This window comes from Mycobacterium neumannii (assembly GCF_002245615.1).
In the GTDB taxonomy this organism is placed as follows: Bacteria; Actinomycetota; Actinomycetes; order Mycobacteriales; family Mycobacteriaceae; genus Mycobacterium; species Mycobacterium neumannii_A.
The window spans coordinates 18,347-33,497 of sequence record NZ_NKCO01000014.1 but is presented as its reverse complement, the minus strand read 5'-3'; the positions used below and the strand labels follow the sequence as shown (position 1 = coordinate 33,497).

Here is a 15,151-nt window from a genome sequence, read left to right as displayed (position 1 = left end):
ACCATTGTCTCATGGCCCGGCGACAGCGCTGACAAGCCGGTCGTGTGGTTCGATGTAGGCCGAAACGCATACAGCAGCGGAAAGTAATGGGGTGATGATGGCCGAGGACGTTCGCGCTGAGATCGTGGCCAGTGTGCTCGAGGTCGTGGTGAGCGAGGGCGATCAGATCGGCGAGGGGGACACCCTGGTGCTGCTGGAGTCGATGAAGATGGAGATCCCGGTGCTGGCCGAGGTGGCGGGCACCGTGAGCAAGGTCAGCGTTTCGGTTGGCGACGTCATCCAGGCCGGCGACCTCATCGCGGTGATCAGCTGATCACCGCGTCCGTGTGAACCACCGGAAGTAACCCCCGATGTCCACCCTCGGTGATCTGCTCGCCGAGCACACCATGCTGCCCGGCAATGCGGTCGACCACCTGCATGCGGTGGTCGGCGAATGGCAACTGCTCGCCGACCTGTCCTTCGCCGACTACCTGATGTGGGTGCGCCGCGACGACGGCGCCCTGGTCTGCGTCGCGCAGGTGCGGCCGAACACCGCGCCGACGGTACTGCTGGCCGACGCGGTCAGCACGCTGGCCGACGCCGACGCGATGCCACTCGTGGCCACGGCGTTCGCAGCGGGTGAAATCGTCGTGGGAGACGGTGCGGGACAACAGGTTTCACCAGGGCTCAACGTCGAAGCCGTTCCGGTCCGGTACAAGGACGAGGTGGTCGCGGTGCTGACGCATCAGACCGCATTGGAGTCCAGGAAGGCCAGCCCGCTGGAGTCGGCCTACCTCGACTGCGCAGGCGACCTTCTGCACATGCTGTCGGAGGGCACCTTCCCCAACGTGGGGGACATCGCGATGTCGCGCTCGAGCCCACGCGTCGGCGACGGGTTCATCCGTCTCGACGAGACGGGTGTGGTCACCTTCGCGAGCCCCAATGCGATCTCGGCCTATCACCGGATGGGGCTGGCCGCCGAACTCGGCGGGCACAACCTGGTCACCGTCACACGCCCGCTCATCGGGGACCCGTTCGAGGCGCAGGAACTGGCCAACCATGTGCGCGACTCGCTGGCCGGCGGATCGAGCATGCGCATGGAGGTCGACGCCGGTGGTGCGGCCGTGCTGATGCGTACGCTCCCGCTCGTCGTGCACGGCCAACCGGTGGGCGCAGCGGTGCTGATCCGCGACGTGACAGAAGTCAAGCGCCGCGACCGCGCCCTGCTGTCGAAGGACGCCACGATCCGCGAGATCCACCACCGGGTGAAGAACAACCTGCAGACCGTCGCGGCGCTGCTGCGCCTGCAGGCCCGGCGCACCAACAACGACGAAGGCCGCGAGGCGCTGATGGAATCGGTGCGACGGGTCTCCTCGATCGCGTTGGTCCACGATGCGCTGTCGATGTCGGTGGACGAGGAGGTCAACCTCGACGAGGTGGTCGACAGGATCCTGCCGATGATGAATGATGTTGCCGCCGTTGACAGTCCGATCCGCATCCACCGGGTCGGCGATCTCGGTGTGCTCGACGCCGACCGCGCCACCGCGCTGATCATGGTGATCACCGAGCTGGTGCAGAACGCCATCGAGCACGCCTTCGACCCCGGCGTGCGCGAGGGCAGTGTCACCATCCGCGCCGAGCGCTCGGCCAGGTGGCTGGATGTGGTCGTCCACGACGACGGCCGGGGACTACCCGACGGGTTCAGCCTGGAGAAGGCCGACCGGCTCGGATTGCAGATCGTGCGGACGCTGGTGTCGGCCGAACTGGACGGGTCGCTGGGCATGCGCGAGGGACAGGACGGCGGAACCGATGTGGTGCTGCGGGTGCCGCTGGGCCGGCAGCGTCGACTCGCGCAGTAGCAAACTTCGCAATTCGCAAATCGACCTTTCGTGTCGTAAATCGGCCGTTATTGCATTTACAGAAAGATACGGCCCCGACGAATGTCGGGGCCGTATCTTGTTTGGTTCGGGTAGTGCTCAGACTCCGCTGCGGGCCTTGGTGCGAGCATTACGACGCTTGAGTGCGCGACGCTCATCCTCGCTCATACCGCCCCAGACACCGGCATCCTGTCCGGACTCCAAAGCCCAGGTCAGGCACTCAGTGGTCACGGGGCAGCGGTTGCAGACGAGCTTCGCGTCAGCGATCTGGGCGAGCGCCGGGCCGCTGTTTCCCACCGGGAAGAACAGTTCCGGATCCTCATCGCGACAGACCGCCTTGTGGCGCCAATCCATTAGATCAAACTCCTCGTCAGATACGTCACCTGTGCGCAGCACGGCGCACGGCATATTCTTCGGCTGTTTAACGCGTGCACATTGAATGTTTCTGCAACGTTGCTTCGATGCTTTCACAGGCTGGACAGATGTCAATACTCGCGAGTTAACAAGTGCGCAATGTCACTAGCCGGGTGGCTTCGCACGCCGCAGACTCGTCTGTACTAGACTCGATCCAACTGCGCCCGAAATGGTACGCCGCCAGTCCATCACCGCAGGTCAGGGGCCTCTACTGGTGCAGGCGCCAACACGCCGAGCGCGTCGGGGACGGCGGTGAACATCATCGAATCGCGTAATCCGACGTAGTCGCCGTCGATCTGGCAGGCGACCGGCGCCTCGCTGGTCACCTGCAGCCACGGCAGGTCGTCGTCACGGATCAGATGCTTGGCCTCGATGCGCGCTTTCTTGGACAGCATCCGCCGCACCAGCATCAGGTTGGCCCACACATTCATGCTGGTCGTGGCGAAAACACCCAGGCCGGTCTCGAAGGTCGTCATCGGGTTCGTCCACACGGGGCGGGCGTTGGCGTACGTCCAGGGGCTGGCGTTGGACACGAACGCGAAGTGCACGCCGCCGACCGGTTCGCGGTCGGGCAGGTGCACGGTCAGCGACGGTTCGTTACGGGTGCTGGCCAGCATCTCGCGGATGGCGACGCGGATGTAGCGCGAAGCGGTGACGACGCGGCCCTTCGCGCGCTGCGCCTCGACGGCGGCCACCACGTCGCCGTCGACGCCCATCCCTGCGGTGAACACGCCCCAGCGTTCACCGCAGTCCATCAGCCCGATGCGCCGCCACGACTTGCGGCGGCGGTACTCCGACAGCAGGTCGATCAGCTGATTGGTCGCCTCGATCGGGTCCGGGCTGATGCCGAGGGCGCGCGCGAAGACGTTGGCCGACCCGCCGGGCACCACGCCGACGGCGGGCGCTGCGGCACCGGGCCCCCCGACCTCGAGAATGCCGTTGACGACCTCGTTCACCGTGCCGTCGCCGCCGTGCACGATCAGGACGTCGACGCCGTCACGTGCCGCGTCGCGGGCGATCTCGATGGCATGTCCGCGGTGATCGGTGTGCGCGACGGTCAGCTTCACCCGACTCTCCAGCGCATGGGCCAACAGATCACGGCCGGCCGGAGTCGTTGACGTCGCATTCGGGTTCACGATCAGCACGGCGCGCACGGGGTCTGAGCCTACTGAACCGGTTCTGCGCGCCCCTCTACGCTCGAGGGCGTGATCGTTCCATCTCCGACGACGGTGCGCCAAGCCGCTGTCCTGGTCGCCGTGGAGGGCGCGGCTGCCCTGGTCGCGGCGCTGGTCTATGTGGTGAGCGGGTTCGGCAGGGCCGAAGAGTCCGGGCTGAACAAATACGGCACGGCGCTGTGGTTCGCGATCATGGGCGCCGGTGTGCTGGCCGCGGCATGGGCGTTGTGGACGGGCAGGCGGTGGGGGCGTGGCATCGCCGTGTTCGCCCAACTGCTGCTCCTACCGGTCGTCTACTACATGGGCGTCGGTTCGCACCAGTGGTTGTACGCCGCGCCCATCGGCGTGGTGGCGATGGTGACGCTGGCGCTGCTGTTCAGTCCCTCGACCCTGGAGTGGGTGGGGACTCACGGCGATTCTGCGGCCAGCGCCGACAGTTCGGGCCCCGAGACGCGGTAAGTGATCCAGTCCGTCTGTTGTTTGCCGCCGACGGCGTCGTAGAGCGCGATCGCATTGACGTTCCAGTCGAGCACCGCCCACGACAACCGGGTGTAACCGTGCGTGGTGCACTCCCGTGCCAGGGTTGCCAACAACTTGTGGGCCAACCGGCGCCTGCGGAACTGCGGGCGCACGTAGAGGTCTTCGAGGTGGATGCCGGCGACACCGTCCCATGTGGAGAAGTTGCGAAACCACAGCGCGGCCGCGGCGGCCTGTCCGTCGACCTCGGCGATGTGGCCCGCGACGGCGGCCGGTTCGTCGAAAAGCGCTCGGCGCATCTGGTCTTCGGTCACGGTGCACTCGTGCGAGGCGTGTTCGAACTCGGCGAGTTCGTGGACCATCGCGGTCAGCTCGCGCTCGTCACCGGGGCGCACCCTGCGGATCAGCTCGGTCACGTCGCGGCGCCAAGCGCAGCGAGGATTGTGGTGAATTTGGTTGTGGTTTCCGCCAGTTCGTCGTCGGGATCGGATTCGGCGACGATGCCGCCGCCCGAATATGCCTCGGCCGTCCGGCGATCCGCCGACAGCGCAGCGCAGCGAATCGACACCACCCACCGGCCGTCGCCGCGTTGATCGCACCAGCCGACCGCACCGGCGTAGAAACCGCGGTCGCCTTCGAGCTCGGCGATCAGGTCGGCCGCATCGGCGGTGGGCACGCCGCCGACCGCAGGCGTCGGGTGCAGCGCGATGGCCAAGTCCAGTGCGGTGATCGATCTTTCGCGAAGTGTGCCGGTGATGCGGGTGGCCAGATGCCACACCGAGTCGGTCTTGCGAAGCGCCGGTTCGGCGGCCACCTCGAGGTCGGCGCACAGCGGCTCGAGCGCGTCGCGGATCGTGTCGACCACGAACTGGTGCTCGCGAAGGTTCTTCGCTGAGGCGGCCAGCGCGGCGCCGTTCGCCTCGTCGGTGTCGGGGTCGGGGGAGCGCGGAGCCGAACCCGCGAACGGTGCGCAGACCACCTGATCGCCGCGGCGGGCCACCAGCAGTTCGGGGCTTGCGCCCACCAGCACGCTTCCGGAGTAACCGCCGCCCGCGGCGGTCAGGTCGGCGAGGTACCCGTTGGCCGCGGGATCGGCGCCGACGAGCCGGTGCAGGACGGTGCGCGCGTCCAGCGGTCCGTCGGCGGCCAGCCGAAGGGCCCTGGCGAGTACGACCTTGTGCAGTCCGCTCGACGGGCTGTTGAGCCGGTCGACGGCGCTGGCGACCCGCGCGCGGTGTTCGTCGGGATCCGGCAGCGCCTCGGCTATCTGTACGCCGGGCATCGGGCGTAGCGGCCAGTCCGGCAGCGCGTCGAGGAACTGGACGCTCTGCGGGCGGATCAGCGCCGCCGGTTTGGTCATATCGAAAGGCAACGCCCCCACGATGATCGGGGCGCTGTGCGATGCCAGCGCGGCTCGCGCCTCGGCGACCTTCGGGAACGCGGTGTGCACCCCCTCCGCGACGACGGCGCCGCGGGAGGCCAGGACGAAGGACGGTTCGCGGGTCACCGTGGTTTACACGGATCCTGATGGCCGGTCAGTCCCTGCGCGATGATCTGGCGCATTGCGTGCTCGAATCCGAGGACGGCCAGCGACGCGGCCGCCATCGCGAACCGGATCCCGTCGGACACCGGCAGTTCGACCCAACGCGCGATCATCGAGCGGGAGAAGTGCGCATGGCCCACGAATACGACGTCGCGCGACGTCATGTTGCTCAGCGCCGACTCCAGGGCGCTGTCGGCGCGCTGCGTGACCGTCTCCACGCTCTCGCCGCCGTCGGCGCCGTGCGTCCAAATCAGCCAGTCGGGGACGGTTTCGCGGATCTCGGGCGTCGTCAGCCCCTCATAGCGGCCGTAGTCCCATTCCCGCAGAAGCGGCGACACCTCGTCGATGTTCAGCCCGGCCAGTTCGGCGGTCTGCATCGCGCGCCGCAATGGGCTGGACAGCACCAGCGGGTCGTCCAGCTCGAGTTCGGCCAGCGCTTCGGCGGCCAGCTTGGCGCGTTCCACGCCGGCCGCGGTCAGTTCGAGATCGGTGTGGCTGGTGTGCCGACCGCTTCTCGACCACTCCGTTTCGCCATGACGAAGCAGGATCAGGCGGTGCTCCAAAAGGGCCACGCTCACTGATTCTGCCGCACGGTCGGTCGCGGTGTCCCGGGCCATGCAACGATGGGCACCGTGACGCGAGTACTTGCGGTCGCCAATCAAAAGGGTGGGGTAGCCAAGACGACGACGGTGGCGTCGTTGGGTGCGGCGATTCAGGAGACGGGTCAGCGGGTCCTGCTCGTGGACCTCGACCCGCAGGGGTCCCTGACGTTCTCCCTGGGCCACGACCCGGACAAGCTGGCGGTGTCGATCCACGAAGTGCTGCTCGGCGAGGTCGAACCCGACGTCGCCCTGCTGGAGACGCCCGAGGGGATGACACTGCTGCCCGCCAACATCGACCTGGCGGGAGCCGAGGCCATGCTGTTGATGCGCGCCGGGCGCGAGTACGCGCTCAAGAGGGCGCTGGCCAAGCTCGGCCGCGGAGCCGGAACGCCGGCGACATCAGGCCGAGGAGCTGGTGCGTCGTCTTCATCGGGCCGGTCCGACTACGACGTCGTGCTCATCGACTGTCCGCCCTCGCTCGGCGTGCTCACGCTCAACGGGTTGACCGCCGCCGACGAGGTGATCGTGCCGCTGCAATGCGAGACGTTGGCGCACCGCGGCGTCGGGCAGTTCCTGCGCACCATCGCCGATGTCCAGGCGATCACGAACGCCGACCTGAAGCTGCTGGGTGCGTTGCCAACGTTGTACGACTCGCGCACGACCCACAGCCGCGACGTGCTGCTCGACGTCGCCGACCGCTACGACCTGGCGGTGCTGGCGCCCCCGATCCCGCGCACCGTCCGGTTCGCCGAAGCCAGCGCCTCGGGCGCGTCGGTGTTGGCCAGCCGCAAGAACAAGGGCGCCGCCGCCTACCGCGAGTTGGCCACCGCGCTGCTCAAGCACTGGAAGAACGGCAAGCCGATGCCGACGTTCGCCCCAGACATATAGCGATTTCGGTGCGTTACCGATCGCTGCGCGACTGGTAGTGGACCCGAGTCACGACTGGCCGAGCGCCACCAGTTCCTCGCCGCGCTGTTCGATCACCATCGAACCGGCCACCGCGGGCACCACCGGCGCCGCGCTCGGCGGCCGTGTCAGCGGAATGTGGCGTTCACCCCGCCCGGTCGCGGGGTCGAACACGTCGTAGCCGTCGGTGACGGGGACCAGCAACCGCCCCGCCATGATCGTCGCCGGCCCCAGCGGCTTGTTCCGGCCCTCCGGCGTGACGGTGTAGCGGTATTCGAATCCGTTGGCGGAGAACACCATTACGCTGTCGCCGGTCCACCAGGTGATCAGGTCGCCCGCCCGCGACATCGTCGCCTGCGGCGACGGCGGGCTTGGCACCGGGGTGGTGGCGACCGTCGCGCCCGTCTCGTCGACGATGTTCACCACGGGTTTGGGTGTGGGCACGTAGACCGCGGTCATCGTGTCGGCCACGGCCACCACGCGCGCGCCTGAATTCGGTGCGACACCCGGTTGCTGGACATACCTCAACTCCGGGGTGTCCTCCTCATCGGAGGGCCGCAGCAGCGTCAGGCGCAGATCGGGCTGCCGCGGGCATGCCTCGAGCACCGACACCGCGCTCGAACTCGCTTGTGCGGACACCAGCCGGCACAGCGGCTGCGAGGGGACATCCGGCTTGATGCGCGCATCCAGGGCGCCGTAGCTCAGCATTCGGACCATGTCGGAACGCCACAACTCGAGCCGGTTCTCACCCGCCGAGAGCACGGCGGTGCCGTCCGACGACAGGGTCACCGAGGGGTCGGCGTAGGACGACCGCGCCGGACCGCGCATGCCGGTCTTGGCATCGATCGTGCTGACCTGGCCACAGCCGCGGGTGTCGGGGTAGACGGCGACCGCGTACTGGTAGACGTAGCTGACCCCGCACAGGTCGAGATCACGCTCGTAACTCCACAGCGTGGTCCCGGTCGCGGGGTCGCGGCCCTCCACGGCCCGTCCGTCGCCGGTCACCACCGCACCGCCGACGACCAGCGGCATCGTGGTGGCCGCGCTGGGTGCGCTCCACACCTGGCGCAGCGATTGCGGAACCGCCTTGGCGGGGGTCAGTGCCGGAACCGGGCCGTCCGCGGGCCTGCTGATCGTGGCCCGCGCGTCGCTGGTCCACCACACCAGCCCGGCCGTCACCGCGACCACGACGCCAATCGCCAGCGCCACCATCACATCGGTGCGCGTGCGGCGTTCGGGTTTGACCATCGCGGGGAGGCGGTGGACTAGCCGGTGCTGGCCGGAGCCTTGCGGGGTCGGCGCCTGCGCCTGCGCTTGGCAGGAGCCGTATCGCCGGACCCCTCGCCCGTCTCCCCGGAAGCCTGATCGGACGACGTCGTGGACGCGTCCGGGTGACCGGCGACCGACTTGCCGCCGCGGGTGCGGCGACGCGTGCGGTTGCGGTTGCGCGCGGGGCGGTCGTCGGACTTCTCGGCCGGGGCGCGCCTGCTGCTCTGCACCTTCACGGGCTCGCCGACGGTGCCGGAGGTATCGGCGGGAATGCCGAGCTCGCTGTAGAGGTGCGGTGAGCTCGAATACGTCTCGGCGGGATCGGGGCAGCCGAGGTTCAGCGCCTTGTCGATCATCGTCCAGCGCGCCAACTCGTCCCAATCGACGAGGGTCACCGCGACACCGGTCTTGCCGGCGCGCCCGGTGCGGCCGATGCGGTGCACGTAGGCCTGCTCGTCCTCGGGGATCTGATAGTTGATCACGTGGGTGACGTCGTCGATGTCGATGCCACGGGCGGCGACGTCGGTGGCGACCAGGACGTCGATCTCGCCGGTGCGGAACGCCTTGAGCGCCTTCTCGCGCGCGCCCTGACCGAGGTCACCGTGCACGGCGCCGACCTTGAAGCCGCGCTCGGCCAGTTCGTCGGAGACCTTCTGCGCGGTGCGCTTGGTGCGGGTGAAGATCATCGTCGCGCCCCGACCCTCGGCCTGCAGGATGCGGGCGACCATCTCCACCTTGTCCAGGGCGTGCGCGCGGTAGGCGAACTGCTCGGTGGTGTCGTGGGTGGCCGCCGAATGCGGGGCCTCGGCCCGGATGTGCGTCGGCTGGTTCATGAAGGTCCGGGCCAGCGTGATGATGGGGTCGGGCATCGTCGCCGAGAACAGCATCGACTGCCTGTTGTCGGGGATCTGGCGCAGGATCCGTTCGATGTCGGGCAAGAAGCCCAGGTCGAGCATCTCGTCGGCCTCGTCGAGCACCAGCATGGACAGTCCGCCCAGCTTCAGGTGCCCTTGCTGGGCCAGGTCGAGCAGGCGGCCCGGTGTGCCGACGACCACGTCGACGCCCTTCTCGAGCGCCTCGATCTGTCCTTCGTAGGGCCGACCACCGTAGATCGACGTGACCGATAGCTTGCGGTCGCCGACGGTCAGGTACTTCGCGGCGGCCGCCAGGTCGCCGTATACCTGCAGACACAGCTCGCGGGTGGGTACGACCACCAAGGCCCGCGGGACGCCCGTCAGGGGGCGGTCGGGGTCGGTGGTGATCCGCTGGAGCAGGGGCACGCCGAATGCCAGCGTCTTGCCCATACCGGTGCGGGCCTGGCCGATCAGGTCGTCGCCGGCCAATGCCATCGGCATGGTCAGCTCTTGGATGGCGAAGGGATGCTGCTTGCCGTCCTCGGCGAGAGCGCGAACGATTTCGTCGCGAACTCCCAGTTCAGCAAATGTGGGATTGAGATGCGTCATACGCGAAACGAGGCCTTTCAGTTGTCGTCCTCATGGCTTCCACGCGCGCACGAGTTCGACAAAAGCTGGCCTGTGAAGACCAAGGCCCTGCACTGAGGTAGGCGGACCGACTGCGTGCACGCACATTTCTTTGGGTCGCGGCGGGCTCTGCAAATGTCTTGCAGACGCCTTGAAATGCCACCGCCCGCACCCATCGTACCTGGCGGCGCTCGCTCGACGAGCCACCCGCCGCGGGCGTTTATTGTTGGGCCCATGAACACGACGCCTCCGGCACCCGGGCAGACCGACTCGGCGACCTCGGATGTGTCGGCCGACCACCCCGGCGTCAACGAGCTTTTCGCGCTGCTGGCCTATGGCGAGGTGGCGGCGTTCTACCGCCTCACCGACGAAGCGCGCATGGCGCCGAACCTTCGCGGGCGCATCAACATGGCGAGCATGGCGGCCGCGGAGATGAACCACTACGAGGTGCTGCGCGACGCGCTCGAGCACCGCGGAATCGACGTCGTGCCCGCGATGACGAAATACGCGTCCGCCCTCGAGAATTACCACCGGCTGACCACCCCGAGCACCTGGCTGGAGGCGCTGGTCAAGACCTATGTCGGTGACGCACTTGCGGCCGACTTCTACCTCGAGATCGCCCACGCCCTGCCCGACGAGGTCGCCGACGTGGTGCGCGCGGTGCTGTCGGAGACCGGCCACTCCCAGTTCGTCGTCGCCGAGGTGCGCGCGGCGGTGACGGCCAGCGACCGGCAGCGCCACCGGCTCGCGCTGTGGTCGCGGCGGCTCCTGGGTGAGGCCATCACCCAGGCGCAGTTCGTGATGGCCGATCACGACGAGCTCGTCGACCTGGTGCTGGCCAGCGGTGAAGGTCTGACCCAGATGACCGAGTTCTTCGACCGGCTCCAGCGGACACACGCCTCCCGGATGGAGGAACTGGGCCTCGCCTGACCTACTGGGTGCAGGTGGCGATCATCGAGTTGTTGTTCTGCGCGGCGATCAGAGTGCCCGCGGCGTCGAGGATGCTGCAGTTCAGCTGACCGCCGACGCTGGTCGCGGTGACCGATTTCAGCTCCACGCCCGGGTCCAGCACCACCTGCTTGACCCAGGGCAGCGCGACGTTGACGTCGGTGCGCAGCGCGCCCTGGCCGTCGGTGTAGATCACGGTCACCAGGTCGAGCAGCTGGCGGTTACCCGTCACCCGGTAGGTCACGGTGCGCGGTGACGGCGGTGCGGGCGGCGGAACGGCTGCCTGCGCCGTCGTGCTCGGTGCGGGTGGTGGGGTCGTCTCGGCGCTCGGGGTGACCGTCGTGACGGTCTCCGGCGGCAGCGAGGGGACGATGGGCGCAGCCGTTCCGGCGCTCGGCGCGGTGGTGGCGGGAGCGCTCGACGGCGCCGGCGCGTCCGATGTCGCGGTGGCCGACACCGAACCGCTGTCGCCTCCGCCGAGGATGATGCCGGTGGTGCCGATCGCGATGAACAGGATCACCCCGGCGATGCCGGCGACCCACATCCAGCGCCGGTCGATGCTCTCCTCGTCGTAGGACTGCTCGTAGTCGTCGTAGTCCTCGAACTCGGGCGAACCGGGGTAGTCGTAGTCGAAGTCTTCGGCAGGTGGCTCCGGGTAATCGGAGTAGCTGGGAATCCGCTCCGTCGGGGCCAGCGAATACGGTGAGTGCGCGGTGTAAGACCTGTTCATGTGGGTTTTCCCGGTGTCGTCTCGAGCGTAGAAGATCTTGCCGCGCCTGATGCTATCGAGGCGGAAGTGACAGATGAGGTTCAGCGGCTGGTGTGTTGGTTACGGTCCGGACTCGGTTCGGTCGCCGTAGGTCTCGGCGCTTCGCCGACCGCGAACTCACCGGCGTGGTGCGGTCGGTCAGCGGGTCGTCCACTAGCCTTGGCTCAAGTTCTTCGAAAACGAAAGGGGCCCACGGCGTGGAGGTCAAGATCGGTGTCACGGACAGCCCGCGCGAGTTGAGCTTCAACAGCGCGCAGACACCCAGCGAGGTGGAGCAGTTGTTCACCGAGGCGCTGGCCAACGATTCGGGTGTGCTGGCCCTGACCGACGAGAAGGGCCGGCGCTTCCTCGTGCAGACATCCAAGATCGCCTACGTGGAGATCGGCGCTGCCGATGTCCGACGCGTCGGCTTCGGGGTCGGGATCGGATCTAAGACCGGGTAAGCGGCACGTGTGACAGTCCGCCCCAAGCGAACTGGACCGTGCCCTCAACCGCGTCGTCCTTGGAGATCGGGCGGTCGTTGTTGAGCCAGTAGCGTGCGGAGTCGACGCTGATGGCAACCAGGCCGACCGCGATCATCCTGGCCCGGTGCGCCTCGAGCCCGGAGTCGCGGCTGATCAGGTCGAACACCGCGTCGGTGCACGCCTCGGTGGCCACCTTCACCTGCGCGGCGACCTGCGGTTCGTTGACGTAGTCGTTCTCGAAGATCAACCGGTAGCCCTGGCCGTCGTGCTCGATGAAGTCGAAGAAAGCCTGGACCGCCGCGCGCAACCGCTGCCGGTTGTCGGTGGTCGTGCGCAGCGCCTGGCGCACACCGGAGACGAGGTTCTCCACATGCTTGGCAAGCACCGCCAGGTAGAGCTCCAACTTGGACGAGAAATGTTGGTACAAAACGGGTTTGCTGACCCCGGCGCGCTCGGCGATCTCATCCATGCCCGCCGCGTGGTAGCCGCGGTCGACGAAAACCTCGCTGGCAGCGACCAGTAGCTGCCCTCGACGCTCATCGCGCGGCAGCCTGCCGCCGCGCCGATTCAACACTTCGCCGCCAGGCTGCGCGCCTCTCCTCGCGGCGGTGTTGGCGAGATCGCTCATCACATCCTTCATCTGCGTCGACGGGCACCGGTTATCGCAATGACCTTACTACCGTTGATAAAGCATGCAGGTGAGGCGCGGCTCACAGCGCTGGAGGCGGTCGATGGCGCGCCGAAAGTATGAGGACGTCGGCCTGTGTCATCCTGTTGCGGTGACCTACGACTCCCGTACGCGAGGAGGACAGATGGGTCCCGAACCCGGCGGGGGTGTCCGCGTGCCCGCGCTGCGCAACGAATGGCGCGAGCCGTTGCGCGCCCAACGCGATCCGCTCGCCGAGAGCTCGGGACGGGTGAGGTCCAATCGCGATGAGCACCGCGGCTTCCGCAAGCAGTCGTGGCTCGGTCGCTTCGTCTCCACTTACGGCTGGCGGGCCTATGCGTTGCCCGTCCTGATCGTGTTGACCGCGGTCGTCGTCTATCAGACCATCACCGGCACCGGCGCGCCCGCACCCAAGCAGGCCGAGGGTCCGGTGCAGGGCCCACCGACCATCGGCGTGGCCAGCACCGCGATCATCGGTGCCCCGCCCAAGGGGTTGACCCAGTTCGACGCGGACCTGCCGACCGGAATCCTGCCCCAGGGTGGCCCGTTCACCGAGGCCGGCGCCAAGACGTGGCACGTCGTGCCCGGGGCGACCTCGCAGGTCGGCCAGGGCACCGCGAAGGTATTCACCTACACCGTCGAGGTCGAGGACGGGATCGACACCACGACATTCGGCGGCGACGAGGCGTTCGCCCGCATGGTCACCGAGACGCTGGCCAACCCCAAGAGCTGGACCCACAATCCGCAGTTCGCCTTCACCCGCATCGACGGGACGTCAGGAATCGAACCGGACTTCCGGGTGTCGTTGAGCACGCCGATGACCGTGCGCGAGGGCTGCGGCTACGACATCCAGCTGGAGGCTTCCTGCTACAACCCGGCCTACCGGGACGGGCAGCCGCGCGTGTTCATCAACGAGGCGCGCTGGGTGCGCGGTGCGGTGCCGTTTCAGGGTGACGTCGGCTCGTATCGGCAGTACCTGATCAACCACGAGGTCGGCCACGCGATCGGTTACCAACGGCACGAGCCGTGCGGGGGCAACGACCAACTCGCGCCGGTCATGATGCAGCAGACCTTCTCGACCAACAACAACGACGCCGCGCGCTTCGACCCGCAGTCGGTCCAGCCCGACAATCACACCTGCAAACCGAACCCCTGGCCGTACCCGATCGCCTGAGTTCCTTCCCCCTGCCGCGAGTGACCGTGTCTGTGCAGCGACACGCCGTGCCTGGGCGTACAACAGCGGTCGCTCGCCCACGGTGAGCGGCCACGGTCCTGGGGGAAGCGATCGCCGCTCGTTGCTGTTGAATGTCGTAACTGCTGTGATGGTCATAGACGTTGAATAGGTGGATCAAGGAGAAACACGGTGTCGACACCGTTGCCGCCGCTGGTAGAACCGGCGGCCGAACTCACCCGCGAGGAAGTGGCGCGCTACAGCCGTCACCTCATCATTCCCGACCTGGGCCTGGACGGGCAGAAGCGGCTGAAGAACGCGCGCGTACTGGTCATCGGCGCCGGCGGGCTGGGTTCGCCGACGCTGCTGTACCTGGCCGCCGCGGGCGTCGGCACGATCGGGATCGTCGAGTTCGACGTGGTCGACGAGTCCAACCTGCAGCGCCAGATCATCCACGGCCAGTCCGACATCGGCCGGTCGAAGGCCGAAAGCGCGCGTGACTCGATTCTCGACATCAACCCGCTGGTCGACGTGCGGCTGCACCAGTTCCGGCTCGAACCCGAGAACGCCGTCGAGCTGTTCGAGCAGTACGACCTGATCCTGGACGGCACCGACAACTTCGCGACGCGCTACCTGGTCAACGACGCCGCCGTGCTGGCCCACAAGCCCTACGTGTGGGGGTCGATCTACCGGTTCGAGGGCCAGATCTCCGTGTTCTGGGAGGACGCCCCGGCCGACGAGGGCGGCAATGAACGAGGACTGAACTACCGCGACCTGTACCCCGAGCCGCCGCCGCCGGGAATGGTGCCCTCGTGCGCGGAGGGCGGGGTGCTCGGCATCCTGTGCGCCTCGGTGGCATCGGTGATGGGCACCGAGGCCATCAAGCTGATCACCGGCATCGGCGAAACGCTGCTGGGCCGCCTGATGGTCTACGACGCACTCGACATGACCTACCGCACGATCAAGATCCGCAAGGACCCGTCGACCCCGAAGATCGCCGAGCTGATCGACTACGAGGAGTTCTGCGGCGTGGTGTCCGACGCCGCCGCCGAGGCCGCCGCCGACGCGACCATCACCCCTCGCGAACTCAAGGAGCTGCTCGATTCGGGCAAGCCGTTGGCGCTGATCGACGTGCGCGAACAGGTCGAGTGGGACATCAACCGCATTCAGGGCGCCGAGCTGATCCCCAAGGGCGCCTTCGAATCCGGCGAGGCGCTGGCCAAGTTACCCACCGACCGGACGCCGGTGTTCTACTGCAAGACCGGTGTGCGCTCTGCCGAGGTGTTGGCGATCGCGAAGAACGCCGGGTTCTCCGACGCGATGCATGTGCAAGGCGGGATCGTCGCGTGGGGTAAACAACTCGAACCCGACATGGTGATGTACTAACGGCTGGTTTGCCGAAACTCCGC

Annotated in this window: 17 protein-coding genes; 8 read left to right on the top strand and 9 right to left on the bottom strand. The window is 67.6% G+C overall.

Annotated features, from left to right (window positions below):
- Positions 1-97: 97 nt before the first annotated feature.
- Both CEX88_RS16685 and CEX88_RS16680 read left to right on the top strand, forming a co-directional pair.
- Entirely contained in the window at positions 98-313 is a 216-nt protein-coding gene (locus tag CEX88_RS16685; protein ID WP_043414713.1) for a biotin/lipoyl-binding carrier protein, read from the top strand.
- A gap of 37 nt (positions 314-350) precedes the next feature.
- Positions 351-1,838: a sensor histidine kinase gene (locus CEX88_RS16680; RefSeq protein ID WP_066848901.1), complete on the top strand. Its 1,488-nt coding sequence runs from the start codon at positions 351-353 to the stop codon at positions 1,836-1,838.
- Between the two features lie 117 nt (positions 1,839-1,955).
- Here CEX88_RS16680 and whiB1 read toward each other — a convergent pair whose 3' ends face one another.
- The gene (gene whiB1, locus CEX88_RS16675; RefSeq protein ID WP_014208822.1) at positions 1,956-2,210 is read right to left on the bottom strand and encodes a transcriptional regulator WhiB1; all 255 of its coding nucleotides are present in this window, start codon (positions 2,208-2,210) and stop codon (positions 1,956-1,958) included.
- A 248-nt stretch (positions 2,211-2,458) separates the two neighbouring features.
- Complete coding sequence (locus tag CEX88_RS16670) at positions 2,459-3,424, bottom strand: diacylglycerol/lipid kinase family protein (protein WP_094294327.1); 966 nt, start codon at positions 3,422-3,424, stop codon at positions 2,459-2,461.
- Between the two features lie 51 nt (positions 3,425-3,475).
- Here CEX88_RS16670 and CEX88_RS16665 point away from each other — a divergent pair, with 51 nt between their 5' ends.
- Positions 3,476-3,904, top strand: coding sequence for a hypothetical protein (locus CEX88_RS16665; protein WP_094294326.1), 429 nt, complete (start codon positions 3,476-3,478; stop codon positions 3,902-3,904).
- Here CEX88_RS16665 and CEX88_RS16660 read toward each other — a convergent pair.
- From CEX88_RS16660 to CEX88_RS16650, 3 genes are read right to left on the bottom strand one after another with little or no spacing between them, the layout of a single operon-like run.
- The gene (locus CEX88_RS16660) at positions 3,853-4,338 is read right to left on the bottom strand and encodes a GNAT family N-acetyltransferase (RefSeq protein WP_094294325.1); all 486 of its coding nucleotides are present in this window, start codon (positions 4,336-4,338) and stop codon (positions 3,853-3,855) included. The two genes, CEX88_RS16665 and CEX88_RS16660, sit on opposite strands and share 52 nt — an antisense overlap.
- Positions 4,335-5,429, bottom strand: coding sequence for an isochorismate synthase (locus CEX88_RS16655; RefSeq protein WP_066848883.1), 1,095 nt, complete (start codon positions 5,427-5,429; stop codon positions 4,335-4,337). Before CEX88_RS16655 ends, CEX88_RS16660 begins: the two co-directional genes overlap by 4 nt.
- Positions 5,426-6,082 carry an acid phosphatase gene (locus CEX88_RS16650; RefSeq protein WP_420799227.1) on the bottom strand — a complete coding sequence of 219 codons (657 nt, stop codon included), beginning with the start codon at positions 6,080-6,082 and terminating at the stop codon, positions 5,426-5,428. Before CEX88_RS16650 ends, CEX88_RS16655 begins: the two co-directional genes overlap by 4 nt.
- Positions 6,083-6,088: 6 nt before the next feature.
- On the opposite strand from CEX88_RS16650, the gene CEX88_RS16645 reads away from it, so the two are divergent.
- Positions 6,089-6,955, top strand: a complete 867-nt coding sequence (locus CEX88_RS16645) for a ParA family protein (protein WP_094294324.1) — start codon at positions 6,089-6,091, stop codon at positions 6,953-6,955.
- Between the two features lie 48 nt (positions 6,956-7,003).
- Here the strand turns inward: CEX88_RS16645 and CEX88_RS16640 are convergent, their stop codons facing one another.
- Both CEX88_RS16640 and CEX88_RS16635 read right to left on the bottom strand, forming a co-directional pair.
- Positions 7,004-8,221, bottom strand: coding sequence for an Rv3212 family protein (locus CEX88_RS16640; RefSeq protein WP_094294323.1), 1,218 nt, complete (start codon positions 8,219-8,221; stop codon positions 7,004-7,006).
- Between the two features lie 17 nt (positions 8,222-8,238).
- Complete coding sequence (locus CEX88_RS16635) at positions 8,239-9,705, bottom strand: DEAD/DEAH box helicase (protein ID WP_066848875.1); 1,467 nt, start codon at positions 9,703-9,705, stop codon at positions 8,239-8,241.
- A 252-nt stretch (positions 9,706-9,957) separates the two neighbouring features.
- Between CEX88_RS16635 and CEX88_RS16630 the strand changes: the two genes are divergently transcribed.
- A complete protein-coding gene (locus CEX88_RS16630; RefSeq protein ID WP_094294322.1) occupies positions 9,958-10,653 on the top strand; it encodes a ferritin-like fold-containing protein in 696 nt (231 codons plus the stop codon).
- Position 10,654: 1 nt separating this feature from the next.
- Here the strand turns inward: CEX88_RS16630 and CEX88_RS16625 are convergent, their stop codons facing one another.
- Complete coding sequence (locus tag CEX88_RS16625) at positions 10,655-11,401, bottom strand: hypothetical protein (protein ID WP_094294321.1); 747 nt, start codon at positions 11,399-11,401, stop codon at positions 10,655-10,657.
- A gap of 236 nt (positions 11,402-11,637) precedes the next feature.
- On the opposite strand from CEX88_RS16625, the gene CEX88_RS16620 reads away from it, so the two are divergent.
- Positions 11,638-11,883: a DUF3107 domain-containing protein gene (locus CEX88_RS16620; protein ID WP_094294320.1), complete on the top strand. Its 246-nt coding sequence runs from the start codon at positions 11,638-11,640 to the stop codon at positions 11,881-11,883.
- Here the strand turns inward: CEX88_RS16620 and CEX88_RS16615 are convergent.
- Positions 11,870-12,532: an HTH-type transcriptional activator FasR gene (locus CEX88_RS16615; protein ID WP_064394435.1), complete on the bottom strand. Its 663-nt coding sequence runs from the start codon at positions 12,530-12,532 to the stop codon at positions 11,870-11,872. The two genes, CEX88_RS16620 and CEX88_RS16615, sit on opposite strands and share 14 nt — an antisense overlap.
- 184 nt (positions 12,533-12,716) lie before the next feature.
- On the opposite strand from CEX88_RS16615, the gene CEX88_RS16610 reads away from it, so the two are divergent.
- The gene (locus CEX88_RS16610; protein ID WP_064426867.1) at positions 12,717-13,745 is read left to right on the top strand and encodes a DUF3152 domain-containing protein; all 1,029 of its coding nucleotides are present in this window, start codon (positions 12,717-12,719) and stop codon (positions 13,743-13,745) included.
- A 189-nt stretch (positions 13,746-13,934) separates the two neighbouring features.
- Positions 13,935-15,128 carry an adenylyltransferase/sulfurtransferase MoeZ gene (gene moeZ / locus CEX88_RS16605; RefSeq protein WP_094294319.1) on the top strand — a complete coding sequence of 398 codons (1,194 nt, stop codon included), beginning with the start codon at positions 13,935-13,937 and terminating at the stop codon, positions 15,126-15,128.
- Positions 15,129-15,151 lie beyond the last annotated feature (23 nt).